Source organism: Sphingomonas brevis (assembly GCF_023516505.1).
GTDB lineage: Bacteria > Pseudomonadota > Alphaproteobacteria > Sphingomonadales > Sphingomonadaceae > Sphingomicrobium > Sphingomicrobium breve.
On record NZ_JAMGBB010000001.1, the window covers coordinates 1618810 to 1641818 of the forward strand.

Annotated in this window: 26 protein-coding genes; 13 read left to right on the plus strand and 13 right to left on the minus strand. The window is 63.6% G+C overall.

The window, feature by feature from the left end:
* From LZ518_RS08275 to LZ518_RS08285, 3 genes are read left to right on the plus strand one after another with little or no spacing between them, the layout of a single operon-like run.
* Positions 1-3402, plus strand: coding sequence for an efflux RND transporter permease subunit (locus LZ518_RS08275; RefSeq protein ID WP_249915528.1), 3402 nt, complete (start codon positions 1-3; stop codon positions 3400-3402).
* 31 nt (positions 3403-3433) lie between these two features.
* Positions 3434-4699: a DUF445 domain-containing protein gene (locus tag LZ518_RS08280; RefSeq protein ID WP_431358216.1), complete on the plus strand. Its 1266-nt coding sequence runs from the start codon at positions 3434-3436 to the stop codon at positions 4697-4699.
* Positions 4696-5121, plus strand: a complete 426-nt coding sequence (locus LZ518_RS08285; protein ID WP_249915529.1) for a GNAT family N-acetyltransferase — start codon at positions 4696-4698, stop codon at positions 5119-5121. Before LZ518_RS08280 ends, LZ518_RS08285 begins: the two co-directional genes overlap by 4 nt.
* Positions 5122-5157: 36 nt before the next feature.
* Here the strand turns inward: LZ518_RS08285 and murA are convergent, their stop codons facing one another.
* The 3 genes from murA to LZ518_RS13550 all read right to left on the minus strand — a co-directional run bounded on the left by murA (position 5158) and on the right by LZ518_RS13550 (position 7815).
* Positions 5158-6441 carry a UDP-N-acetylglucosamine 1-carboxyvinyltransferase gene (murA, locus tag LZ518_RS08290; RefSeq protein WP_249915530.1) on the minus strand — a complete coding sequence of 428 codons (1284 nt, stop codon included), beginning with the start codon at positions 6439-6441 and terminating at the stop codon, positions 5158-5160.
* A gap of 117 nt (positions 6442-6558) precedes the next feature.
* Complete coding sequence (clpS, locus tag LZ518_RS08295; RefSeq protein ID WP_249916530.1) at positions 6559-6894, minus strand: ATP-dependent Clp protease adapter ClpS; 336 nt, start codon at positions 6892-6894, stop codon at positions 6559-6561.
* Between the two features lie 177 nt (positions 6895-7071).
* On the minus strand, positions 7072-7815 hold the full coding sequence (locus LZ518_RS13550; protein ID WP_249915531.1) for a phasin family protein: 744 nt from the start codon (positions 7813-7815) through the stop codon (positions 7072-7074).
* A 132-nt stretch (positions 7816-7947) separates the two neighbouring features.
* Here LZ518_RS13550 and gmk point away from each other — a divergent pair, with 132 nt between their 5' ends.
* Positions 7948-8604: a guanylate kinase gene (gene gmk, locus LZ518_RS08305; RefSeq protein ID WP_249915532.1), complete on the plus strand. Its 657-nt coding sequence runs from the start codon at positions 7948-7950 to the stop codon at positions 8602-8604.
* On the opposite strand, the gene LZ518_RS08310 is transcribed toward gmk, so the two are convergent.
* From LZ518_RS08310 to LZ518_RS08335, 6 genes are read right to left on the minus strand one after another with little or no spacing between them, the layout of a single operon-like run.
* Entirely contained in the window at positions 8597-9289 is a 693-nt protein-coding gene (locus LZ518_RS08310) for an ATP12 family chaperone protein (protein WP_249915533.1), read from the minus strand. The genes gmk and LZ518_RS08310 overlap by 8 nt on opposite strands.
* On the minus strand, positions 9286-9507 hold the full coding sequence (locus tag LZ518_RS08315) for a hypothetical protein (RefSeq protein ID WP_249915534.1): 222 nt from the start codon (positions 9505-9507) through the stop codon (positions 9286-9288). The genes LZ518_RS08310 and LZ518_RS08315 overlap by 4 nt, the downstream gene beginning before the upstream one ends.
* Positions 9504-10109 (minus strand): FMN-binding negative transcriptional regulator, encoded by a 606-nt coding sequence (locus tag LZ518_RS08320; RefSeq protein ID WP_249915535.1) that lies wholly within the window; start codon positions 10107-10109, stop codon positions 9504-9506. The genes LZ518_RS08315 and LZ518_RS08320 overlap by 4 nt, the downstream gene beginning before the upstream one ends.
* On the minus strand, positions 10109-11254 hold the full coding sequence (locus LZ518_RS08325) for an RluA family pseudouridine synthase (RefSeq protein ID WP_249915536.1): 1146 nt from the start codon (positions 11252-11254) through the stop codon (positions 10109-10111). Before LZ518_RS08325 ends, LZ518_RS08320 begins: the two co-directional genes overlap by 1 nt.
* 9 nt (positions 11255-11263) lie before the next feature.
* Positions 11264-11635, minus strand: coding sequence for a ribose-phosphate pyrophosphokinase (locus tag LZ518_RS08330; protein WP_249915537.1), 372 nt, complete (start codon positions 11633-11635; stop codon positions 11264-11266).
* Positions 11632-12276, minus strand: a complete 645-nt coding sequence (locus LZ518_RS08335) for a DUF4893 domain-containing protein (RefSeq protein WP_249915538.1) — start codon at positions 12274-12276, stop codon at positions 11632-11634. Before LZ518_RS08335 ends, LZ518_RS08330 begins: the two co-directional genes overlap by 4 nt.
* Before the next feature lie 184 nt (positions 12277-12460).
* Between LZ518_RS08335 and rarD the strand changes: the two genes are divergently transcribed.
* From rarD to LZ518_RS13555, 3 genes are read left to right on the plus strand one after another with little or no spacing between them, the layout of a single operon-like run.
* Positions 12461-13402 (plus strand): EamA family transporter RarD, encoded by a 942-nt coding sequence (gene rarD / locus LZ518_RS08340; protein ID WP_249915539.1) that lies wholly within the window; start codon positions 12461-12463, stop codon positions 13400-13402.
* Between the two features lie 42 nt (positions 13403-13444).
* On the plus strand, positions 13445-13666 hold the full coding sequence (locus LZ518_RS08345; protein WP_249915540.1) for a hypothetical protein: 222 nt from the start codon (positions 13445-13447) through the stop codon (positions 13664-13666).
* Positions 13663-14259, plus strand: a complete 597-nt coding sequence (locus tag LZ518_RS13555) for a YdeI/OmpD-associated family protein (protein ID WP_249915541.1) — start codon at positions 13663-13665, stop codon at positions 14257-14259. The genes LZ518_RS08345 and LZ518_RS13555 overlap by 4 nt, the downstream gene beginning before the upstream one ends.
* Here LZ518_RS13555 and LZ518_RS08355 read toward each other — a convergent pair whose 3' ends face one another.
* On the minus strand, positions 14260-14709 hold the full coding sequence (locus LZ518_RS08355; RefSeq protein ID WP_249915542.1) for a GNAT family N-acetyltransferase: 450 nt from the start codon (positions 14707-14709) through the stop codon (positions 14260-14262).
* The gene (locus LZ518_RS08360; RefSeq protein ID WP_249915543.1) at positions 14693-16426 is read right to left on the minus strand and encodes a PHA/PHB synthase family protein; all 1734 of its coding nucleotides are present in this window, start codon (positions 16424-16426) and stop codon (positions 14693-14695) included. Before LZ518_RS08360 ends, LZ518_RS08355 begins: the two co-directional genes overlap by 17 nt.
* A gap of 157 nt (positions 16427-16583) precedes the next feature.
* Here LZ518_RS08360 and LZ518_RS08365 point away from each other — a divergent pair, with 157 nt between their 5' ends.
* On the plus strand, positions 16584-17204 hold the full coding sequence (locus LZ518_RS08365) for a trimeric intracellular cation channel family protein (RefSeq protein WP_249915544.1): 621 nt from the start codon (positions 16584-16586) through the stop codon (positions 17202-17204).
* 76 nt (positions 17205-17280) lie between these two features.
* Positions 17281-18459, plus strand: coding sequence for an LL-diaminopimelate aminotransferase (locus LZ518_RS08370; protein WP_249915545.1), 1179 nt, complete (start codon positions 17281-17283; stop codon positions 18457-18459).
* On the opposite strand, the gene LZ518_RS08375 is transcribed toward LZ518_RS08370, so the two are convergent.
* A complete protein-coding gene (locus LZ518_RS08375; protein ID WP_249915546.1) occupies positions 18456-19280 on the minus strand; it encodes a hypothetical protein in 825 nt (274 codons plus the stop codon). The two genes, LZ518_RS08370 and LZ518_RS08375, sit on opposite strands and share 4 nt — an antisense overlap.
* Positions 19281-19477: 197 nt before the next feature.
* Here LZ518_RS08375 and LZ518_RS08380 point away from each other — a divergent pair, with 197 nt between their 5' ends.
* Positions 19478-20062 (plus strand): L,D-transpeptidase family protein, encoded by a 585-nt coding sequence (locus LZ518_RS08380; RefSeq protein ID WP_249915547.1) that lies wholly within the window; start codon positions 19478-19480, stop codon positions 20060-20062.
* 36 nt (positions 20063-20098) lie between these two features.
* On the opposite strand, the gene LZ518_RS08385 is transcribed toward LZ518_RS08380, so the two are convergent.
* Positions 20099-20530: a MarR family winged helix-turn-helix transcriptional regulator gene (locus LZ518_RS08385; protein ID WP_249915548.1), complete on the minus strand. Its 432-nt coding sequence runs from the start codon at positions 20528-20530 to the stop codon at positions 20099-20101.
* A 116-nt stretch (positions 20531-20646) separates the two neighbouring features.
* Here LZ518_RS08385 and LZ518_RS08390 point away from each other — a divergent pair, with 116 nt between their 5' ends.
* The 3 genes from LZ518_RS08390 (at position 20647) to glpX (ending at position 22982) form a co-directional block, all read left to right on the plus strand.
* Complete coding sequence (locus LZ518_RS08390; RefSeq protein ID WP_249915549.1) at positions 20647-21348, plus strand: alpha/beta fold hydrolase; 702 nt, start codon at positions 20647-20649, stop codon at positions 21346-21348.
* Positions 21349-21429: 81 nt separating this feature from the next.
* Entirely contained in the window at positions 21430-21915 is a 486-nt protein-coding gene (locus LZ518_RS08395; protein WP_249915550.1) for a DUF2721 domain-containing protein, read from the plus strand.
* A gap of 77 nt (positions 21916-21992) precedes the next feature.
* On the plus strand, positions 21993-22982 hold the full coding sequence (glpX, locus tag LZ518_RS08400) for a class II fructose-bisphosphatase (RefSeq protein ID WP_249915551.1): 990 nt from the start codon (positions 21993-21995) through the stop codon (positions 22980-22982).
* Positions 22983-23009: the final 27 nt, after the last annotated feature.

The window sequence follows — 23009 nt, forward strand, 5'->3', positions numbered from 1 at the left end:
ATGAATTTCCGGAACATCTCTTCCTGGTGCATCCAAAATCCGGTTGCGCCGATCGTGCTCTTCGTCGGCCTGATGCTGTTCGGGCTGATTTCATTCGCGCGGATGCAGGTGAACAATGCGCCTGACATCGACTTCCCGGCGGCGATCGTTTCGGTCAGCCAGCCGGGCGCCGCCCCCAACGAGCTGGAGACGCAGGTTGCGCAGCGCGTTGAGTCCGCGATCCGCGGCGTCACCGGTGTCGAGGAAATCAACAGCACCTTGAGCGAGGGCAACAGCACCACCTTCGTGCAGTTCGTGCTGGGAACGCCGACCGATCGCGCCGTCAACGACGTCCGCAACGCGATTTCCCAGATCCGCAGCAACCTGCCCGATGGAATCCTTGAGCCTCAGATCACTCGCGTCGACGCCGAGGACGAGCCCATCATGGTGATGAGCGCCGAGACGACCGACATGACGCTCGAGCAGCTCAGCTGGTACATCGACAATACGGTCGCCAAGCGACTGTTGAGCGTCGATGGCGTCGCAGCCGTTTCGCGCGGCGGTGGCGTTGACCGGACGATCCGCATCATTCTCGATCCCGCCGCCCTGCAGGCGCAGGGCATCACGGCTGCCCAGGTCAATCAGCAGCTTCGCCAGAGCAACATCAACGCGCCCGGCGGCCGGGCGGAAGTTGCCGGTTCCGAGCAATCGGTCCGCGTGCTCGGCAACGCCCGCGACGCCTACGAGCTGTCCCAGACGCAAATCAGCCTGCCCGGCGGCCGCTGGGTGCGGCTTGCCGACCTTGGCGAAGTGAAGGATTCTTCGTCGGAGCAGCGCACCATCACCAAGATGAACGGCCACCAGGTCGTCACCTTCTATGTACAGCGCGCCAAGGGCTCGTCCGAGACGACCACCTATGACGCCGGCAAGGAAGCGTTGAAAAAGCTGGAAACGGAGAATCCGAAGGTCCGCTTCCTCGAGATTTTCAACCGGGTCGACTACACCAAGTCGCAATATCGGTCCGCGATGGAAGGCCTGATCGAGGGTGCGGTGCTGGCCGTGCTGGTCGTGTTCCTGTTCCTGCGCGACATCCGGGCGACGGCCATCTCCGCGCTGGCTATTCCGATGTCGGCGATCCCGGCCTTCGGCTTCATGAGCATGATGGGAATCACCCTCAATTTCATGTCCACCATGGCGATGGGCCTCGTCGCGGGCGTTCTCGTCGACGACGCAATCGTCGAGATCGAAAATATCGTCAGACACATGCGCATGGGCAAGTCCGGCTACCAGGCCGCGCTCGATGCCGCGGATGAAATCGGCCTCGCGGTGCTGGCCACCACCATGGCGATCGTCGCGGTGTTCCTGCCGGTCGCGCTAATGCCCGGAATCGCCGGTCAATATTTCAAGGCGTTCGGCTTCACCGTCGTTCTTTCGGTGTTGATGAGCCTGTTCGTCGCGCGAATGATCACGCCGCTGATCGCAGCCTATTTCCTGCGATCGCATGGCGAGCAGCCCCACGCCGACTTCAAATGGATGCACTGGTATCTGCGCGTCCTGAACTGGAGCCTCGATACCAGCAAGGCGGACGCCCTGCTCGCCAGGCTCCCAAAGCCCGCGCGGAAAGCCGGCTACTACGTCCTGGGTTCGATCCTGCTGTTGCTCGTGATCGCGGCCTTCTTCGTCGGGACGGGCGCGGCGATGGCCGGCCTAGGCAAGCTGGAATGGAATGGCGGCGTTACGCTGACGCTCGCCCTCATCCTTGGCGGAGCCGTCGCATATGGCGCGGCCAAGCTGATTGGCCTCATCGTTCGGTGGGTCGGCAGCCGCGGATACGCCGAGTGGCACGGTATCGTCGCCGAGCGCTGGGACGCCCGATTGCACGACCATCGCCTGACAATGGTCGGTGCCGGCATCGTCACTCTGCTTCTCAGCATCGTACTGTTCGGGACGCTGTCGCAGTCCTTCTTCCCGCCGCAGAACGATGACTTCGCGCGGGTGAACATCACCCTGGCCCCAGGCACCACCCTCAAGCAGACCGAAGTCGTGGTCGACAAGGTCGCGGCGATCGTCGCCAAGGACCCAAGCGTCGAGCGGGTGTTCGAGCGCGTCAATGTCGGTAGCGGCCGAGTCAGCATCGTGCTGAAGAAAGACCGCGAGGTCACCAGCACCGAGTTCGAACGCAATCTTTCGCCGACCCTGGCGGCCATTCCGGACGGGCGCATCAGCTTCCAGACCCAGAATGGCGGCGGCCCGGACGCCGAAGCGCGCGATATCATGCTGTATCTGGGCGGCGACAATCCGGAGACGTTGAAGGACGTCGCCACCCGGATAGCCAAGGAGATGCAGACTGTCCCCGGTCTTCGCGCTCCGCGCGTCGGCAGCCAGCTGGCCCAGCCGGAAATCACGATCAAGCCCCGCTTCGACCTGGCAGCCGACCTTGGCGTCACCACAACCGCGTTGAGCCAGACGATCCGCATCGCGACGCTGGGCGACATCGAGCAGAACAGCGCGAAATTCTCGCTTTCCGATCGCCAGGTGCCGATCCAGGTATCCTTGCCTGAAAGTGCGCGGCGTGACCTCGCCACGCTGGAAAATCTTCCGGTGCCGACGACCGGTGGCGGCTCGGTTCCGCTGAAGGCAGTCGCCGACGTCGGCTTCGGTTCCGGCCCGACCACGGTGCAGCGGTCGAACCAGCTGCGCCGGCTGGCCGTCGGTGCGGATCTGGCGCCGGGCGTGGTCGAGGGTGACGTCTGGGCGAAGGTTCGCGAGCTTCCGAGCTACAAGAATCTGCCGCAGGGCGTTCAGCAGATGAACCTCGGCGACCAGAAGTGGCAGGCCGAGCTACTGTTCAACTTCGCCGTCGCGCTGATTTCGGGCGTGCTGCTGGTGTTCGCCGTGCTGGTCCTGCTCTATCGCCGGTTCCTCGCACCGTTCGTCAACATGGGATCCCTGCTGCTTGCTCCGCTCGGGGCCGCGGTAGCGCTGCATATCGCCGACCAGCCAGTGTCGCTGTTCGTTCTGATCGGCATCCTGATGCTGTTCGGAATCGTCGCCAAAAACTCGATCTTGCTGGTCGATTTCGCGGTCGAGATGATGAACCACGGGATGCCCAAGAACGAGGCGATCTGGGAGGCGGGCCACAAGCGCGCGCAGCCGATCGTCATGACGACCGTGGCGATGGTTGCGGGCATGTTGCCCACCGCCATCTCGATCAGTGGCGACAACAGCTGGCGCGCGCCGATGGGAATCACCGTGATCGGTGGCCTGATCTTCTCGACGGTACTGACGCTGCTGCTGGTACCGTCCTACTTCTCGATCGCAATTTCGATCGAAAGCAGGATCGGGAAACTGTTCCATCGCTTCGTCGGCGCCGGAGCGCATGAGGCGAGTCCCACGGGCCAGGCACCGCTTCCGGCGGAGTGACATCGCCGCCAGTGGAACTAGAGTGGCGGCGATGACCAAGCCGCCGCCCCCTGCCCTGGCGCGTTTCAATCCGGCCCAACCGGGGGCCGCCGGCATGAAAGTGGCCGCGACGGGCCTGCTGGTGGCGATGGCGATCGTGTTCGTCGTCGCCCGGCAATTCGAAGCTGCTTACCCGTGGGTCGGTTATCTCAAATCCTTTGCCGAGGCCGCGATGGTCGGCGGGCTGGCCGACTGGTTCGCGGTAACCGCGCTATTTCGCCATCCGCTGGGCCTGCCGATCCCGCACACGGCGATCATTCCGCGCAACAAGGACCGGATCGGCGAGGCGCTGGCCAATTTCCTCAAGGAGAATTTCCTGGTTGCAACGGTCGTGGCGCGGCGGATGCGCAACATCGACCTGGCCGGCGCTGTCGGGCGTTTTCTCCAGGCGCCGCAGGGCGAGGAGACGCGGATTCGGCGCGGCGCGAGCCGGTTGATCGCCGACCTGTTCGAAAGCCTCGACGACGAGCGGCTGGGCGGCCTGGTCAAAAGCTCGATCGCCAACCGAATCCGCAAGATGGAAGTATCACCGCTCCTCGGCCATGCGCTGGCCAGCGCGATCAACGAGGACCGCCATGTGCCGATGCTCGAAGCGGCGATCCGCTGGACCGCTCGAGCGCTCGACGCCAATGAAGGACTGATCCGCGACATGGTCCACAAGCGGGCCAATTGGGTGCTGAAGCTGGCGGGGCTCGATGCCAAGCTGGCCGACGCGATTGTCGACGGGCTGCGCAAACTTACCGCCGACATGCATACCGACCCGGCTCATCCGGTGCGGATCAAGATCGAGCAGGCGCTCGCCGATCTTGCCAACGACCTCCAGACCAAGCTCGAAACGCGCGAGCGGGTCGAAGCGATGAAGGTCGAACTGCTCGACAACCAGTCGGTGTCGCTGTGGCTCGATACCTTATGGCAAAAGGGCCGCGAGGCGATGATCCGCGCCGCCCGCAATCCCGACGCGGCGATGGCCGGCAAGCTGGGCGAAGTGCTGCAGTCGATGGGCCAGAACCTGGAGCATGACCCGCGGATGAAGGGCGCGATCAATATGTTCGCCCGGCGCGCGGTAGCCGGCATGGCCGCCAGCTATGGCTCGTCGATCGTCAAGCTGGTCAGCGAGACGGTCAGGCGCTGGGATGCGCAAACCATCACCGACCGGCTTGAAACCGCGGTCGGCCGCGACCTTCAATATATCCGCATCAACGGAACGCTGGTCGGCGGGCTCGTCGGGCTCGGCCTGCATGCGCTTGATGCGCTATGACGGTCGAAATCCGCGAGGCGCAGCCTGACGACGCGGAGCAATTGGTCCCGCTGATCGAGCTCCTGCCGCACAAGGTCACGACCGAGGGCGTGCGCGGACGAATCGAACAGCTGCCGGTGAGTGACTTTCCCCAGCTGGTGGCGATCGAGCATGGCGCGGTCATCGGCCTCTGCGGCCTGCACCGGATGACCGCCATTCATCGGGAAAAGCCGGTCGGCCGGATCACCATATTGGTGGTTGCGGAAAGTGCGCGCGGCCGAGGGGTCGGGCGGCAGCTGGTCGAGGCGGCGGAGGAGCGATTCAGGGCAGCGGGATGCGCGATGATCGAGCTGACCAGCAACGATTGGCTGGTCGAGGCGCATCGCTTTTACAAGACGATCGGCTACGAACAGACCAGCAAGCGCTTCGCCAAACAGCTCTAGCCTGCTTCCCGCAGGCAGGCTGTCCCCCGGACAGCCCTAACCTGCGGAAACCCGCTCAATGGTCGCGCCGACGGCGCTCAACTTCTCTTCCAGCCGCTCATAACCGCGATCGAGGTGGTAGACCCGCAGCACTTCCGTATCGCCTTCGGCGGCGAGGCCGGCGAGTACCAGGCTCATCGAGGCGCGAAGGTCGGTCGCCATCACCTGGGCGCCGGTCAGCGGCAGCCCGCCCTTGACGATCGCGGAGCGGCCATGGACCTCGATATCCGCGCCCATGCGGCGGAGCTCGGGGACGTGCATGTAGCGGTTCTCGAAGATCGTTTCTTCAAGGAAGCTCTGCCCGTCCGCGACGGACAGCATGGCCATGAACTGCGCCTGCATATCGGTCGGAAAACCCGGATATGGCGCAGTCGAAATGGCCAGCGGGCGGAGCGGCTGGTGGGCGGAAACCTTCATGCCCGCATCGGTGAACTCGATCGCCAGGCCGGCCGCGGCAAGGCCGTTGGTAATCGCCAGCATGTCGTGCGGCCGGGCGCCGACCAGTTCGATCGAGCCGCCGGTGATCCCCGCGGCACAGGCATAGCTGCCCGCCTCGATCCGGTCGGGCATGACTTCATAGTTGCAGCCGTGCAGGCCCTCGACGCCGTCGATGATCAGGTGCGACGAGCCGATCCCTTCAATTTTGGCGCCCATCGCCACCAATAGATTGCAGAGGTCGACGATTTCCGGCTCACGCGCGGCGTTGAACAGCTGGGTGCGTCCGGTAGCCAGGACCGCTGCCATCACCGCATTCTCGGTCGCTCCGACCGAGACCACCGGGAAGCTGAAATCCCCGCCTGGCAGCCGGCCTTTGGGTGCAGTCGCCTTCACATAGCCGGCGGCGAGCTCGATCTCGGCGCCCATCGCTTCGAGCGCCTTCAGGTGCAGATCGATCGGCCGGTCGCCGATCGCGCAGCCGCCCGGCAGCGAGACGGTCGATTCGCCGGCCCGTGCCAGCATTGGCCCCAGCACCAGGATCGAGGCGCGCATCTTGCGGACCATGTCGTAGGGCGCGACGGTCGAGGCGATCTCCTTCGCCTCCAGCGTCATCTTGCGCCCGACTTCGCCCTTTTTGACCCCTGCAACGGAGGTCGAAACGCCGAGCTGGTTCAAGAGGTGGGAGAAATTGTCGACGTCGGCCAGTCGCGGAAGATTGCCCAGCGTCAGCTTCTCATCGGTCAGCAGCGCGCAAGGCAGCAGCGTCAACGCGCTGTTCTTGGCACCCGAAATCGGGATCTTGCCTTCGAGGCGCTTGCCACCGGTAATGCGAATGGAGTCCATCGCCGCGCTTTAGCGCTTCCTGCGCGACTCACAAGCAGCCGTCATTGCGAGCGAAGCGACGCAATCCAATGTGGATTGCCACGTCGCCTTCGGCTCCTCGCAATGACAATGAGCAGGCTAAGCCTTCTCCAGCGTGCACTGGAGCGGGTGCTGGTTCTCCCGGGCGAAATCGATCACCTGGCTGACCTTGGTTTCGGCCACTTCGTAAGTGAAGACGCCGCACACAGCGACGCCCTGCTGATGGACCTGCAGCATGACGCGGGTGGCATCTTCGAGATCCATCGTGAAATAGCGCTGCAGGACGAGCACGACGAATTCCATCGGCGTATAGTCGTCGTTGAGCATCAGCACCTTGTAATTGCTCGGCTTCTTTGTCTTCGGCCGGGTACGGGTGACGACGCCGCGCTCGATCTCGTCGAGCCCGTCGCCTTGCCCCGGCTCGTCGCCGGCCATCAGAATCAGGTCGTCCATCATGTTCGGCCTAAAATATGGCAAGGCGGCAACTCACCGCAAGACAGTCCGCTCCGCTTGTCCCGAAAAGAAATTCCGGCTGTCCCGAAAAGAAAAGCGGCCGCCCCCGGTGAAGGGGACGGCCGCGAACAGGGTTGCCTACTCAAAGAGGGGGAGAGATTAGGCAACCAAAGTGTTGATGCGCTCGGCATTGATGCTGGCGCGGGTCTGGAGCGGCTCAACCGTCTCGCCGGCGAGCTTCACGACGCGCTCGGTCAGCTTCGACGTCTCGGCGACGAAGCGGTCGAACGACGCGCGGGCCAGTTCCGACTGGATCTGGAAGAACTCGGCCGGCGACTTCGCCTCGGCCAGGGTCTTCACGGCGTCCGAAGCCTGCTCGATGCCCTCGCGGCCCGACGCAATCGCGTCCTGGCCAATCGCCTTGGCGCCGCCGGCATAGATGCGGCCGGCTTCGACGATCGCTTCGACATTGGCCTTGGCGAGCTCGGCGAACTCCTCGGCGGTCTTCTGCGACTTGGCGGCGAGCTTCTGGCTACGCTCGCTGGCGTCAGCGAACAGCTCCTGAGCCTTGTCGGCGCCCGGGATCTGGAACCCAGCGAACAGCTGGTTGAAATCATAGGTCATGGTCTTATTCCCTTCGATCTTGTTGACGCGGGCGGCCGGAGCCGCCTTACGGGCGCGCTTCACCTTCTTGGCAGCGCGCTGTTTCACTTGCTTGACGGTTTCGACGACCTTGGCCGGGGCCTTACGGACACGGCGAACGGCCTTCTTGGCGACCGGCTTCGCCTTAGCGACGACCGGTGCGGCAACCTCTTCAACCTTCTCGGCAACGGCCTTCACCGGCGCCGCGACGGTCTCGACGACCGCTTCAATCTTCTCTTCGACCTTGGTCTCGTCAGCCACGTCAAAACTCCTTTGCTGCGGTGCAACATAGTGCAGTGCGACATGGGTTTCAAGCATTTTTTGTGCATTGCACAATAAAACGGATTTGGGCCTGCGCTTGACGGACTGCCATGGGCCAAGGCAAGTGCGGCCATGGCCGATCCGACCAGTCTTTCGCCTCACCGCCGCCGCCGCGGCCTGCTTATCGTTCTGTCCTCGCCGTCAGGGGCGGGAAAGTCGACCATCAGCCGAATGCTGCTGGAAGCGGACCCCAACATCACCATTTCCGTGAGCGCCACCACCCGGCCGGCGCGCCCGGGCGAGGTTGACGGCATCGACTATCATTTCGTCGACGAGGCGGAATTCAACCGGCAGATCGAGGCCGACGAGTTTGCCGAATGGGCCTATGTCTTCGACCACCTCTACGGCAGCCCCAAGGAGCCGATCAAAGAGGCGCTCAAGGATGGCCGGGATACGCTGTTCGACATCGACTGGCAGGGCACCCAACAGCTCGAATATGCCTTCCGCACCGACCTGGTGCTGATCTTCATCCTGCCTCCGTCGATGGCGGAGCTGCAGCGCCGCCTCCACCAGCGCGGGACTGACAGCGAAGAGATCATCGCCGGGCGGATGCGCCGGGCAGCCTCGGAGATCGGCCATTGGGCCGAATATGATTATGTGCTGATCAACGAGGACATGTCGAAATGCCTCGACGACGTCCGGGCTATAATCGCGGCGGAGCGGTTGCGCCGGGAACGGCAGCCCTATCTGCTCGGCTTCGTCCGGGAGCTGGTCGCGCGACCTAATTAAGCAGTTCGAGGAAGCGCGCCGCGGCGAGAAAGTCGCGGCGGCGGATATCGAGCGCCGCACGCGCCTCGGCGTCATCGCCCCATTGCTCAAGCTGCCAGCGATCGTCGAGGCTGACCGCTTCCCAGGCTTCTTCGGCCGGCAGCACCTGTTCCAGGACAGCCAGCCCGGCGACCAGCGATCCGCCGATCGTCACCAGCGGCGCCAAGCCCGCGAGCCGAAAGGGATCGAGCGTCGCGACCGCGTGGCCCAGCTTACGAACCGTTTCCTCCGGCTGGGACACATGCATCACACCCGAAACACAGGTAAAATCGACATCGTAGCGCCGCCGAGCCCAGGCTAGCAGCGCATCCCAGCTATCGGCCTGGCGCGCGACCAGCATCTCCGGCCCCTCCGCACGATAGCAGGTAAGGTCGCTCTCGCCGTAGCTGGCGAGGCTTGCCGCGAAGCCGTCCCTATCCGCCGTAACCCGGTCGATCGCGGCATTGGCAAGGCCGGTAAGCGGCATGGCCCGAGGATCGACCTTCTCGCCGCAATCATTCCATTCGGCCGCAATCGCATCCGCCAGCGCGCGCGTCGGCAAGAAGAGCTCGGCGCGCGCCGGGGTCTTTACCCCGCGGCCGTCCAGCGCAACTCCAAATCCACCCTCCGTCTCGGCGATTTCGGCCGACGTCCAAAAGCGTTTCACCGGTCCTGGCGCTCCCAGCTGCGCTTCAGGATTCGCGGCGCAAGGACGGCGTCGAGCGCGCCCATGACGGCTAGCAATCCGCCAAGCGTGGTCCAGCCACCCGGGCGGAGCAGGTCAGTAAAGGCGATGGCAATGCCCAACAGGAAGATCGCCAATCCGATCAACCTGATCACCATGAACATGTGGAAGCGCTTCTTCCAAAGCTCGTCGTCGCTCATTTGCCGCTGACCTCCCTGATCGCGGCGACGATGTCGTCGCGGCCGGCCCCTTCCTGACCCGCGATGGTCGCCGCGAGATCGTCACCCGACTTGTGCTGATTGAACTTCCGAGTGCCGCGGACTTCAACCAGGTCAAGCTCGAAGCCGACGATGGCCTTGATCATGGCTTCGAACTTGCCTGGGCCCATCTTGGCCCTTGTCCATGGCTTGTCCGGCGAATGCTGCCGCTCGAACCGGTCGCTGAGCGCGTCGAGCAGCCCTACCAGCTCGCTTTCCGGCAGCTCCCTCGCCTCGCCTTCTATCTCGACCGTCTCATAGTGCCAGGTCGGGACCTGGTTGTCGGCGACGTACCAGTTGGCGCTTTGAAAGGCGTCGCGGCCCGACAGGCTGACCAGGAGGCGATTGCCCGCCAGATAAGGAGCAATGCGATTCCGCCGCGCGACGTGAAATTGGATCTTTCCCTGCTGGGTAACGAGGATGGGCACGTGGACGACGAAAAGCCCATCGTCCGAAGCGGCAAAAATATGGGCGAAACTGCGTTCGGCCGCAAAGCCGAGCATTTCCTGCCGGTCGTTCCAGTCGAAGACTTGATTGGGGTGCATCAGCTCTTTCGCCTTGGCCGCCTTGCCGGTTTGGTCGGCTGGCCGCCCCTAGCGCGGCGTTCGCCCTTTCTCGCCTTGCGGGCTGACTTGGCCGCAGCAGCCGCGCGCCTGGCCTTGGTTTCCGGCAATTTGGCGGGATCGGGATTGTCCAGTGGCAGCATGTCGCCCAGCATCCGGTCGAACCCCAAGGTCGCCAGGCTTTCGGCGAAATGATCCGGCAGCTCGGCCTGATAATCGATCGGCTTCCCGTCGAGACCTTCAAGCTTCAGTCGCCGGGCATGGAGATGAAGCTTGCGGCTAATTCCGCCAGTCAGGAAGGCCTCCGCACCGCCATATTTGGCATCGCCCACGATCGGATGGCCGATCGCCGCCATATGGGCGCGGAGCTGGTGGGTGCGGCCGGTTAGCGGCTGCAGCTCGACCCAGGCGGCGCGGTTGCCGGCACGTTCGATCAGCCGATAGCGGGTCTTGGCGGGAAGCCCGTTTTCCTCGTCGACGTGCATCTTCTCGCCGCCGGTCCCCGGTTGCTTGGCAAGCGGCGCATCGATCAACCCCTCCTCGAGCGACGGAACACCGGTGATCAGCGCCCAATAGACCTTCCGCGCAGTCCGCCCGGCGAAGGCCCTGGTGAAGTGCGCCGCTGCCCTGGCCGAGCGGGCGACCAGCAGCACGCCGCTGGTGTCCTTGTCGAGCCGATGGACCAGCTTGGGCCGCTGCCCCTTCTCATCCGCCAGCCCATCGAGCAGCCGGTCGAGATGCTGCACCGTCTTGGTGCCTCCTTGGGTCGCCAGGCCGGGAGGCTTGTTCAGCATGAACCAGTCGCGCGCCCGGGCCAGCACCATGTCTTGCACATAGGCGGCCTCGTCCTCGGTCAGCGGCTGGACATCGCGCTGGGGCCGGCCACCCGGACCTTCGGCCGGAGCGGCCTCCGCCGGCGGAATGCGCAAATTCTGGCCGGTTTCCAGCCGGTCGCCGGGAGAAGCGCGCTTGCCATCGATGCGAAGCTGGCCGGTCCGTGCCCAACGCGACACAGTGTTGAAGCTGACATCGGGTAGGTTGCGCTTGAACCAGCGGTCGAGCCGGATGCCGTCATCGTCCTCGCCGACGGTAAACGTCCGAACGCTATCGCTGGAAGGCTGGGCCATGGCCGCCCCTTAGCCGGTCATGCCCTCGTGCGCCATTGCCCAATAATCGAAGGTCTTTTGCTGCAGCTGACGGATGAATTTCGCTGCCCTTGGGCCTTCCCACGGTCCCTCATATCCATGTGCCTTGCCGCCGCCGGCAACCCACCAGCCCTGCCCAGGCAGCCCATCGGATTGTCGAACGACCAGCACCGCCAGCTCCGGTTCGCCATGCGCAGCAGCTTCCTCGTCGACCACCCCCAAGGTTTTGCACAGCGCCCGCATTTTCGGCCGGGAAAAACCATAACCGAGATGTTCGAGAAGCTCCGAGTAACTCAACGAATGGCCAGCAGCCGCGGCCGCGACCAGATGGGCGCGAACCTCCGAAGCGTCGCCTAAGGTCATTCCTTCGGCTGGTCTGGTACCGGGGTCAGTTCGAACACCAGCAGCTGCGCACCGGATTGCGGATAGGGGATCACCAGCCGCCAGCGGAACGGGCCGATCCGTTCGAAGACGCCGGCCATGTCGCGCTTGGGATCGTCGCCATAATTGAGCACTTCATCCTCACTGCCGAGGCCGAGGCTGCCAAGGAAAACCAGGCGTGTCGGTGCATCATCCTCCCACATCCGTCCGGCAGGCCGCTGGCTTCCGGTCAGCTTGATGATGGTGAAGGTGTTGTGGTCGACCCCGACATGGCAAAAGAATGGCTTGAATTTCTCATAGGCCGGAGCCTTCGGCTTTTCGCGGCCGAGCTTGATCATCCGGCAGTTATAGATGCCGGGGGTCGGCGCCGGGCGAGGCAGGCTGGCATCGGGATCGAGCAGCTTGCCCTCGGTCTTCATCTCGTTGCCGAAACCCGCCGAGCGCGCTTCGGCCAGGCCAGTCGACCAGCCGGTCGCGACCCGGCGGATGCGGTTGATGTCGGCGGCGCTTGCCTTCGCCTGCCAAACATCGGCCCGGGTAGGTGGAGCGGCGACCACGATCGGGCGCGGCGGTTCCTTGGCGGGCGGCGTGCAACCGCTCGCGGCCAGCGCGACCAACAACATGGCAGACCGAATGGGCCTCAAGTTGCGACTCCGAATTATGCGAACCCCGCTGCCCCTAGGGTGACAAAGCCGCGCGATGCTTTCAACTAACGATAAGTTCACCAAATCACATTGTTCGAATTTCTGATCGGGGAGAGCGGCATGCTCGATTGACTGCCCCGGTGCAACCGCTAGGCGCAGGCCAGTGAACGTGCCCCTCACCGATCAGGCTGACGCCGACGCCCGAGCCCGCGCCGGACTGCTGTTCGGTCTCGCCGCCTACGGCCTGTGGGGCGTCATGCCGATCTACTTCAAGCTGCTGAAGGCGGTGCCGTCGATCGACATTGTCGCCCATCGGATCGTCTGGTCGCTGGTGGTCCTGGTCTTCCTCGCCACCATGGCCAAGGCCTGGGGCCAGATCGGCGCGGCAGTCCGCAGCCGCAAGACATTGCCAATATTGTTCGTGACGTCCGTCCTCATCGGCACCAATTGGCTGCTCTACGTCTATGCGATCAACAGCGGGCACATCCTCGCCGGAAGCCTCGGCTACTATCTCAACCCACTGGCCAATATCCTGCTCGGCCGATTCATCCTGAAGGAGCGCTTGACCAGGCTGCAATGGGCAGCGGTGGCGATCGCCGCGGCGGGGATTGCCGTTCTCGCCGCTGGCGCGCTCGGCACGCTGTGGATCAGCCTGACCCTGTGCTTCAGCTTCGCCACCTACGGCCTGCTGCGGAAAATCGTCCATGTCGAATCGCTTGCCGGCCTGGCGATCGAGACCGCGCTATTGTTTCCGATTGCCCTGGGCTGGTTGCTGCTTGGCGGATCGGAGGGCAGGCCGATGTTCGGTCTGGGCGGACAGGAAACGGCGCTGCTGATTTCCGCCGGCGTCGTTTCGACCGTGCCTTTGCTGTGCTTCACCGCCGCCGCCCGCCGGCTGGCCTATTCGACGGTCGGAATGTTGCAGTTTATCGCGCCGACCCTGCAGTTCCTGCTGGCCGTCGCCATTTACGACGAGCCATTTACCTGGGCCCACGGCATCGCGTTCGGCTGCATCTGGACGGCGCTCGCCCTCTATCTTGGAGCGATGATCCGCGATCGCCGGGCCAGCCAGCAACGCGAGTGCGACGAGATGGCAGAGGCCTGAGGTCGATGCTAAGGAGCAGCGCCTAACAAGAGGAGCCGCGCCTTGCTGAACCTTGTTTCGTTGGTCATCGGCGCAGTTGCGCTGGTCTGCGTCGCAATCGCCTTCATTCCCTTGCTGGGCTGGGCGAACTGGCTGATCATTCCCCTTGCGGTACTCGGCGCCGGCATTGGCGCGGTGTCTGGAAGCAAGAGCGGCAGAAACCTCAACCTGTTCGTGATCGTCGTCGGGATTGTGCGGCTGATGCTGGGCGGAGGAATCCTGTGAAACGCGATCCCCGCATCGACGCTTACATCGCCAAGGCGGCGCCGTTCGCGCAGCCGATCCTCGAAAAAGTTCGCGAGCGGGTCCATGCCGCGGCGCCGGAAGCCGAGGAAACGATGAAATGGAGCGCGCCCGGCTTCACGGTCGGCGGCAAGATCCTGTTGATGATGGCCGCATTCAAGCAGCATGCCGCGCTCAACTTCTGGCGCGGCCAGGAGATAGGCGACGGCAGTCCCAAGGCCGGGGCAATGGGTCAATTCGGCAAGCTGACCTCCGTCGCGGACTTGCCGGGGGACAGGGAATTGGATGTGCTGATCCGCGAGGCGGCGGCGCTGGCCAAGACCGCTCCCGCGCCTCGCAAGGTCAAGCATGAGCCCAAGCCGCCGGCGGAGCTTCACCCGGAATTCGCCAGGGCGCTCAACGCCAATCCCAAAGCCAAGGCCACCCTCGACGGCTTCCCGCCATCCGCCCAGCGGGAATATCTCGATTGGATCACCGAAGCGAAGCAGGACAAGACCCGCGAAAAGCGCATTGCCGATGCAGTGGAATGGCTGTCCGAAGGCAAGCGCCGGATGTGGAAGTATGAAAAATGCTAGCTAGCGCGACATTCTGAGCGCCGGGCCGAACCTCGTTTCCGCATCGCCTTCGATGGTAAAGCCGCATCTTTCGTAGAATCCTTGCGCCGCGGGATTGGCGACCACCATCATCGCCAGGCCCTGCCGGCGGGCCTCGTGCACGGCGACGTCAACCAATGCCGCCCCGATCCCCCTGCCCCAAAGCTCCGGCTCGACGAACAGCCCGTCGAGCTCGATATGGCCTTCCTCGGCCAATATCGCGGAAAATCCGACGGCCCGCCCGCCAAGCTCGGCGACGTAAACCTCTCCCCGCTCGATCTGATCCATCGGCAGGTGGATCGCATCGGGATGGGCCTCGAGGTGCGGCCGGTCGTTTCCATTGGCGAGCGATGCCCGCCGCTGGAGCGATTCCAACTTCTCACGTTCCTCGGGTTTGGCGAGCCTGATCTGAAGCTCAGCGGGTCCGGACATAGCGGCCCGGCGCATCCTCGATCGGTTTCAGCTTGCCCTTGCCCGGTACCCGGGCGCCGGTCGCCTTGACCTTCCCATGGCCCTGCCCGTTCAGCCATTGAATCCAGTCCGGCCACCAGCTGCCCTTATGCTCGGTCGAGTAGGCAATGAATTCCTGCAACGTCGTCGCCGGCTCGTCGCTGGTCCAATATTGATATTTGTTGGCCGCCGGCGGGTTGACCACCCCGGCGATATGACCCGACCCGGCGAGGATGAACCGCTTGGGCCCCTTAAGCACGCGGGTAAGTTTCCACACGCTCGGCGCCGGCGCGATATGATCCTCCCGCCCGGCCTGGATATAGGCCGGTGTTTCGATGCTGCCGAGATCGATCGGAACGCCCTTCACGCTCAGCGCGCCGGGCGTCATCATCAGGTTTTGGCGATAGAGCCGCTCAAGATAGTCGCGGTGCCACTCGCCCGGAAGATTGGTGACGTCGCCATTCCAGTGAAGCAGGTCGAACGGCGTCGGGTCGTTGCCCATCAGATAGTTGTTGACGACGTAATTCCAGATGAGGTCCTTGCCGCGCAGCAGGTTGAAGGTCGCGGCCATCACTCGCCCGTCGAGCACGCCGGTTTCGGCGGTCAGCTGCTTCAGCGTCGCCAGCGTATCGTCGCCGACGAACATCTTGAGATCGCCCGGATCCTCGAAATCGACCTGTGCGGTAAAGAAGGTCGCGCTGGCGACCTTGTCCGCTTCGCCCTTGCCGGCCAGATAGGCCAGCGTCGCCGCCATGGTGGTCCCGGCCACGCAATAGCCGATGGTATGGACCTTATCGACGCCCAGCAGGTCGCGGATGACGTCGACTGCCTCTTCCTGCGCCGCGACATAATCGTCCATGCCAATGTCGCGGATACTCTCATCGGCCGACTTCCAGCTTACCATGAACAGGGTGACCCCCTGGTCGACGGTCCATTTGACGAAGCTTTTTTCGGGCGTGAGATCGAGGATGTAGAAGCGATTGATCCAGGGCGGGAAGATCACCAGCGGCGTTTCCAGCACTTCGTCGGTGGTCGGATCATATTGAATCAGCTGGAATAGCTTGGTCTCGTAGATCACCTTGCCCGGCGTCGTTGCAAGGTTGCGGCCCAGCTCGAACGCGCCTTCCGGGCTTTGGGTGACTTGCCCGCGGGTGATGTCGCCAAGCATGTTCTTGAGCCCGGACAACAAATTTTCGCCCTTGGTCTCCACCGTCCGCTTCATCACGTCCGGATTGGTGGCCATGAAGTTGGCCGGGCTCATCGCTTCGACGAAGCCCTTGGTGGCGAAGCGCAGCCGGTCGCGCGCCTCATCGTCGATCCCGTCCAGGTCCTCGACGGTTCCGAGCAGCTTGTCGCTGATCGCCAGATAGCTTTGCCGCACCGTGTCGAAGATCGGGCTTTCACGCCATTCGGGCGAGGAGAAGCGACGGTCCTTCTGTTCGCCGGCGGCCGTATATTGGCCAAGCATCTGGCTCCAGGCTTCCATCCCCTTCGACCAGGCGTCCGCGCCTGCGGTCATCCAGGCCATCGGGTCATTGGTGGCATGCGCCACCGGCAGTCCGAAGCCCGGCATCGACTTGCCCTGCGCCAGATTGTCGGCCCACGCCTCCATGATCATTTGGTTGGCCCGCGCCATGACCAGCGCCCAATGCTGCCAGTCCTCAAGGCTTGGAATGGTGGTGGTCGTTTCTTCGCTCATGTCGGCCACATACCCGTTTGGCGGCACAAAGTCGTCACCCCGGACTTGATCCGGGGTCTGCCTGTTTCTTAGGCAGCAAGACAAGGCGGGTCCCGGCTCAAGGCCGGGACGACGGTTGCGGGTTGCATTGAGTCGATCGTCGATCGAAGAGCGGTTCATGACGCCCCCGACCATCCTCCCCGACGCACTGGTAATGCTCGACTATGTCGGCATCGCCGTGTTCGCGGTGTCGGGTGCATTGGCCGCCGCGGAGCGGAAGCTCGATTTCGTAACCTTCGTCTTTTTCGCGGTGGTGACCGGCGTCGGCGGCGGCACGCTGCGCGACCTGCTGATTGGGGCGCCGGTGTTCTGGGTCAACACCAATGCGACGCTCCTGATCTGTATCGGTGCGGCCTTGGGTGTCTGGTTCCTGTCGCGCCGGGCAATCGCCGAACGAGCGGTGCTTTGGTTCGACGCGATCGGCATGGCCGCTTACGCGGCTTATGGCGCGTCCAAAGCGCTGACATACGGAGTGGCGCCCGTACCGGCATTCGTGATGGGGGTCCTGACCGCCTGCGCCGGAGGCATCCTCCGCGACGTGCTTGCCAATGAGCCGACGATCCTGCTTCGCCGCGAGCTTTACATCACGCCCGCTGCGCTTGCGTCCGGCCTGTTCGTCGCATTCACCGTGCTGGGCTTCCCCGCATTCTTGGCGGCATCGATCGCGGCACTTGCGGGGTTCGTCCTGCGGGCGCTGGCGATAACCCGCCGGCTAACCTTGCCCCTCTATAACCGATAGCGCCGCTCGCAGACTGTCCTGCGGCAAGGCGAGATGGCCCCTTGCCGCACCGCAGCATGGCCGCCATGCTAGTTCCATGTCCGACGAATTCTACCGCATCCAGCGCCTGCCGCCCTACGTCTTTGCCGAAGTCAACGCGATGAAGGCCGCGGCGCGGGCGAGGGGCGAAGACATCGTCGATCTTGGCATGGGCAATCCCGACGGCGCACCGCCACGCCACGTCATCGACAAGTTGGCCGAGGTCGCGGCCAAGCCGACCGCGCATCGCTATTCGGCGTCCAAAGGGATTCCGGGGCTGAGGAAGGCGCAGGCGGCCTATTACCAGCGGCGGTTCGGAGTGGAGCTCGATCCAGACCGCGAAGTCATCGTCACCCTGGGATCCAAGGAAGGGCTCGCCAACCTCGCCCAGGCGATCACGGCCCCGGGCGACGTCGTGCTGACTCCCAACCCAAGCTACCCGATCCATCATTTCGGCTTCATCATCGCCGGCGCATCGATCCGCTCGATCCCTGCCGTCCCCGGTCCGGACTTCTTCGAACGGCTCGACCGGGCAATGCGCTACACCGTGCCGCGGCCCAAGGTGCTGGTGATCGGCTATCCCAGCAATCCGACCGCACAAGTCGTCGATCTCGACTTCTACAGACAGCTGGTCGAATTCGCGCGAAGCGAAGGCCTGTGGCTAATCTCCGACCTCGCCTATGCAGAGATTTATTTCGGTGACACTCCCACCCCCTCGGTCCTGCAGGTGCCGGGAGCGAAGGAAGTGGCGGTCGAGTTCACGTCGATGTCCAAGACCTACTCGATGGCCGGCTGGCGGATGGGGTTCGCGGTCGGCAACGAAAAGCTGATCGGCGCGCTGACCCGGGTGAAAAGCTACCTGGATTATGGCGCCTTCACCCCGATCCAGGCCGCGGCGGTTGCCGCCCTCAATGGCCCTCAGGATTGCGTCGAAGCCAACCGCCAGCTGTACAAGAAGCGTCGCGACGTGTTGGTCGAATGCTTCGGCCGCGCAGGCTGGGATATCCCGGTGCCGATGGCCAGCATGTTCGCCTGGGCCCCGATCCCCGAGCAATATCGGCATCTCGGCAGCATGGAATTTTCCAAGCGGCTGCTCACCGAAGCCCAAGTCGCGGTCGCCCCGGGTGTCGGCTTCGGCGAGGAAGGCGAAGGCTTTGTCCGCCTCGCGCTGGTCGAGAATGAGCAACGGCTCCGCCAGGCGGCGCGAGGGGTCAGGAAGATGCTGGCCGCCAGCTAGACGCCCATCAGCTGCCGCGCCGTCGAATGCCACCAGGGCGTGTCCCACAGCGCATGGATCGCGATCGCGAGCGGCAAATAGGCTGCGGCCAATATCCAATAGGCGCGGTGGACGTAGCGGTTGCGAATGACGTCCCACAGGAACATCGGGGACAGCGCCAGCATCGTATAAATATCCACCGTCAGCGGGCTGCCGGGCATGGTTTGCGGTATCCATTGGATGCGATCGATAGAAGCCGGCATCGCCATTGCGACGGCGATGATCATCATCCGCTTGTGCATTCCGGAATCGCGAAGTCGCGCGCTTAGCCCGATCGCCATGAACAGCGAGAACAGGATGCCGATCCTGATCTGCAGCAGCATGATATTTTCCCAGATGGCGACCACCTGCTGGACCTTTGGCTGCTCCGCGGCTGGTGCCGCCTGGGCGAAATTCCACAGCAGATGATAGTTGGTCGGAATGAGGATGAAGCCGACGACGACCAGAGTCGGGGCAAGTACCATGCCGAGCATCCCGAGCTGCTTGTGCGAATCTCGTCGCCCGGTGGCCATCAGCCAGGTTTGACTGAAGAGCAGCAGCAGGAACGATCCCATCAGCACCGCGTGAACGTGGAGGATCAATGGGAATGGCGGCCGCTGTCCCGCCTCGAGCGCGGCGATCTTGGCCAGCGAGTCCGGGATGAAGCCAAACATTGTGTAAAGCAGGAAGCTGCCGGCCATGATGACGAAGATCCAGCGATCGATCGTCTTTGCCCTGGGCGTGCCCGTCAGCACATCGTCGCGCCGAGTGCCGCCGCCCAGCGTAGCTGCCAAAGTTGCCATGCATCCCCCCTTATCGAACAGGCCCGATACGCTAGCACAGGCGCCGGCGATAAGAACGGTTAACCAAAGTGAGGGTTATCGGCCAAGCGAGCCTTTGGAACGTTCGGCCGCCATTGGGAGTTATCCGCGCCAGCTTGTGCTTGCGCCATTGCTCATGCACTTGATCGACAACGGTTTTTGCAGGCGGGACTCCGGGGATGATGAAAATTCGTACTGTTGTGGCGGCGGGCATCCTTGCCGTTCTTGCCGGCTGCTCGATGGGTCCCCCGCCACCTCCGGCCCAGCCACGGATTGCGCGGCCGGTGTTCGTGCCGCCCGACACTAATTATCGCTGGACCAACGGCTTCTCCGCTTCGGGCTTCGAGGCGATGCACCAGATGATCGGCCGCACCACGCTGCGCCCGGCCGAGTTCCATTGGGCGCCCAATTTCCCGGTCGACGGCGATGTCGCCATCACCATCGACACCGCTAACCAGATCGCCTTCGTGTTCAAGGGCTCGCAGCTGATCGGCGTGACCAACATCTCGACCGGCAAGAAGGGGCATCCGACCCCGCTCGGCTTCTGGACGATCAACTGGAAGCGGCCGATGTACCGCTCGAGGAAATACGACAATGCGCCGATGCCTTTCATGCAGAATATCGACGACAAGGGCATCGCGATTCACGGCGGCGTGACCCCGGGATATCCGGCCAGCCACGGCTGCATCCGCCTGCCGATGGCCTTTGCCAAGCAGCTCTACGAGCTGACCAAGCCCGGCAATAAGGTCGTGATCGAGGGGTGATGCGCGCAGGCTAGTTCGCGGGATTGGCCGAGCACGTCATAGGGCCTTCGCCAGTCGGTCGCGCAGATCCGCCACTTGTTTATTGAGCGCGATCAGTTGCGGGGGCTTCAAGCCTGATTTGAGCAGCTCGTTGGTCAGGCATTGGGCGTCGATGCGAAGCTTCTTGCCCTTATCGGTTAGCGCAACATTGACCTGCCGCTCATCCCGCGGGTTGCGGGTACGAGTTACCAGCTTTGCCGCCTCGAGCCGCTTTACAAGCGGTGTCACCGTACTCGACTCGAGCGCGAGTCGGTCGGCAATGCCCGACACCGTCTGGCCATCTTCCTCGGACAGCGCCGTCAGCACCAGATATTGCGGGTAAGTCAGCCCAAGCCGATCGAGCACGGGCTTATAAATTCTGTTCACGGCGATGCTGGCGCCGTAGAGGGAAAAGCAGAGATGTTCGTCGAGAGTAAGCGGCCTGGCCATATGAGCGTCTCCTGCTTTTATATATCGCGATAAATAATCGCTTGACAAGGGTTGGCGTTGAGTCGCATAGACTACTTATCGCGATAATCATTATCGCACACATAAGGAGATTGAAGATGTCGACCCAGAACCTCAGCATCGTCCTGGTCCATGGCGGTTTCGTAGACGGCTCCGGCTGGCAGGCAGTTCACAAGCGGCTCGCCGGAAAGGGCTATGAAGTGATAGTCGTCCAGAACCCGACCCTCTCACTGGACGATGATGTCGGCGTCACCAGACGCGCCATCGCCACCGCCAAGCATCCGGTCGTCCTCGTTGGCCACAGCTATGGCGGCGTGGTGATCAGCGAAGCGGGCAACGATCCAAAGGTAAAGAGCCTGGCCTATATCGCCGCCTTCGCCCCCGATGCCGGGGAGTCGGTCGAAACGCTGATCGCCAATCCTCCGCCCGGTGCGCCGGTCCCGCCGATCGTCCCCAGCGCGGACGGCTTCCTGTCACTCGATCGCGACCAATTCCATGCTTCCTTTGCAGCCGACCTTGATGAGGACACCGCCCGCTTCATGGCCGACTCCCAGGTTCCCTGGGGCGTCGCCGCGCTTGCTGGCAAGGTCAGCTTCCCGGCGTGGAAGTCGAAACCGGCGACTTATCTGGTCGCGACCGAGGACAAGATGATCCCGCCACCCGCGCAGCAGATGATGGCCGCTCGTGCAGGCGCCAAGATCGTCGAAGCCAAAGGCAGCCACAGCATTTACGTCTCGCAGCCGGATGCGACGGTCTTGGCGATCGAGGAAGCGGCCAGCCTGGTCGAACTGGTCGACTAAGCAATAGTCGATAACGTGCGGGAGGCGTCCATGCGATGCCTCCCGTATCGCTATTTTTCGCCGCCACGCTAACAGAGGCAAATGGACACCAGCTCGATCCTGCCGCACACGCCGGACCTGCGCTACCTCGCCCAGATTATCCAGCTGGCGGTCGCGCCCGTGTTCCTGCTTGCCGGACTTGGCGCCTTCCTCAACGTTTGCGCCGGACGCCTGGCGCGGATTGTCGATCGGATGCGGACACTCGAACCGCGCATATTGGGCAGCCGTGGCGAGGAACACGACCGGCTGCTTGGCGAAGTCAGGCTGCTCGACCGCCGCAGCCGGGTCGTCAGCACGGCGATCTTCACCACGGTACTTGCGGCCGTCCTGATTTCCCTGGTCGTCGTACTGCTCTTCATGGCCTTCCTTACGGGTTACCGGTACGGAACGGCGATCGCCCTGCTGTTCATTGCCGCGATGATTTGCACCGGGCTCGGCTTTGCCATTTTCCTGCACGAGACACGGCTTGGCATCCGCTCGATCCAGGTCCGCGCGCACATCCTGGAACATCAAGCTGACGAGGACTGACACGAGCGGTTGCGCGCGCCCCTGATGAATCCTATCGGCGGCCAAACGATTCAACACCATGGGAAGTCCGTCACATCATGAGCAGCGCCAGCCACGTTCGAGCCAGTCACGTCCTGGACCGCGTCCTCGTCCTGGAAATGGTCCGCGTGACCGAGGCCGCCGCGATTGCCGCTTCGAAATGGATTGGGCGAGGCGACAATGACGCCGCCGACGCCGCCGCCGTCGAAGCGATGCGCGCCGCGCTGAACGAGCTGCCGATGGACGGCACCGTCGTCATCGGCGAGGGCGAGCGTGACGAGGCGCCAATGCTTTACATCGGCGAGAAGGTCGGGTCGGCCGATGGCGATGGCCCGGCGATCGATATCGCTCTCGATCCGCTGGAAGGCACGACCATTACCGCCAAGGCGGGCCCCAATGCGCTGGCCGTACTGGCAATCGCCGAGCAGGGCTGCCTGCTCAACGCACCCGACACCTATATGGACAAGATCGCGATCGGTCCCGGCTTCCCCGAAGGCACGATCAGCCTGGCGAAATCGGTTACCGACAATGTCCGCGCATTGGCCGCGGCCAAGAATGTGCTGCCAAGCGACATCACGGCCTGCGTGCTTGACCGGCCGCGCCATGACGCGATCGTCGCCGAGCTTCGGGCGCTCGGCTGCGGCATCAAATTGATTCCCGACGGCGATGTCGCCGGGGTGATCGCCACCACCGACCCGGATACCGGCGTCGACATTTATCTCGGCAGCGGCGGAGCACCGGAGGGCGTGCTTGCCGCGGCCGCGCTGCGCTGCGTCGGAGGTCAGATGCAGGGCCGGCTGATTTTCCGCAACGACGACGAGCGCGATCGCGCGCATCGCTGGGGCATTACCGATCTCGACCGCATCTATTCGATGGAAGATATGGCCAAGGGCGACTGTATCTTCGCCGCTACCGGCGTCACCGACGGGTCGCTGCTGAATGGGGTCAAGCGCCGGAAGGGCGGGTGCACAACTACCGAGAGCATCGTCATGCGGGCCAGCACTGGCACCGTTCGAAGGGTTACAACCGAATATCACAAACCCTTGTGAGCGCGCCGAAGCACCATATTATCGGTG

What these genes read in the sequence shown, in the direction of transcription:
- LZ518_RS08275 (WP_249915528.1), top strand. Translation starts at nt 1, where the DNA reads ATGAATTTCCGGAACATCTCTTCCTGGTGCATCCAAAATCCGGTTGCG.
- LZ518_RS08280 (WP_431358216.1), top strand. Translation starts at nt 3,434, where the DNA reads ATGACCAAGCCGCCGCCCCCTGCCCTGGCGCGTTTCAATCCGGCCCAA.
- LZ518_RS08285 (WP_249915529.1), top strand. Translation starts at nt 4,696, where the DNA reads ATGACGGTCGAAATCCGCGAGGCGCAGCCTGACGACGCGGAGCAATTG.
- murA (WP_249915530.1), bottom strand. Translation starts at nt 6,441, where the DNA reads ATGGACTCCATTCGCATTACCGGTGGCAAGCGCCTCGAAGGCAAGATC.
- clpS (WP_249916530.1), bottom strand. Translation starts at nt 6,894, where the DNA reads ATGGCCGGCGACGAGCCGGGGCAAGGCGACGGGCTCGACGAGATCGAG.
- gmk (WP_249915532.1), top strand. Translation starts at nt 7,948, where the DNA reads ATGGCCGATCCGACCAGTCTTTCGCCTCACCGCCGCCGCCGCGGCCTG.
- LZ518_RS08315 (WP_249915534.1), bottom strand. Translation starts at nt 9,507, where the DNA reads ATGAGCGACGACGAGCTTTGGAAGAAGCGCTTCCACATGTTCATGGTG.
- LZ518_RS08320 (WP_249915535.1), bottom strand. Translation starts at nt 10,109, where the DNA reads ATGCACCCCAATCAAGTCTTCGACTGGAACGACCGGCAGGAAATGCTC.
- LZ518_RS08325 (WP_249915536.1), bottom strand. Translation starts at nt 11,254, where the DNA reads ATGGCCCAGCCTTCCAGCGATAGCGTTCGGACGTTTACCGTCGGCGAG.
- LZ518_RS08330 (WP_249915537.1), bottom strand. Translation starts at nt 11,635, where the DNA reads ATGACCTTAGGCGACGCTTCGGAGGTTCGCGCCCATCTGGTCGCGGCC.
- LZ518_RS08335 (WP_249915538.1), bottom strand. Translation starts at nt 12,276, where the DNA reads ATGTTGTTGGTCGCGCTGGCCGCGAGCGGTTGCACGCCGCCCGCCAAG.
- LZ518_RS08355 (WP_249915542.1), bottom strand. Translation starts at nt 14,709, where the DNA reads ATGTCCGGACCCGCTGAGCTTCAGATCAGGCTCGCCAAACCCGAGGAA.
- LZ518_RS08360 (WP_249915543.1), bottom strand. Translation starts at nt 16,426, where the DNA reads ATGAGCGAAGAAACGACCACCACCATTCCAAGCCTTGAGGACTGGCAG.
- LZ518_RS08365 (WP_249915544.1), top strand. Translation starts at nt 16,584, where the DNA reads ATGACGCCCCCGACCATCCTCCCCGACGCACTGGTAATGCTCGACTAT.
- LZ518_RS08370 (WP_249915545.1), top strand. Translation starts at nt 17,281, where the DNA reads ATGTCCGACGAATTCTACCGCATCCAGCGCCTGCCGCCCTACGTCTTT.
- LZ518_RS08375 (WP_249915546.1), bottom strand. Translation starts at nt 19,280, where the DNA reads ATGGCAACTTTGGCAGCTACGCTGGGCGGCGGCACTCGGCGCGACGAT.
- LZ518_RS08380 (WP_249915547.1), top strand. Translation starts at nt 19,478, where the DNA reads ATGATGAAAATTCGTACTGTTGTGGCGGCGGGCATCCTTGCCGTTCTT.
- LZ518_RS08385 (WP_249915548.1), bottom strand. Translation starts at nt 20,530, where the DNA reads ATGGCCAGGCCGCTTACTCTCGACGAACATCTCTGCTTTTCCCTCTAC.
- LZ518_RS08390 (WP_249915549.1), top strand. Translation starts at nt 20,647, where the DNA reads ATGTCGACCCAGAACCTCAGCATCGTCCTGGTCCATGGCGGTTTCGTA.
- LZ518_RS08395 (WP_249915550.1), top strand. Translation starts at nt 21,430, where the DNA reads ATGGACACCAGCTCGATCCTGCCGCACACGCCGGACCTGCGCTACCTC.
- glpX (WP_249915551.1), top strand. Translation starts at nt 21,993, where the DNA reads ATGAGCAGCGCCAGCCACGTTCGAGCCAGTCACGTCCTGGACCGCGTC.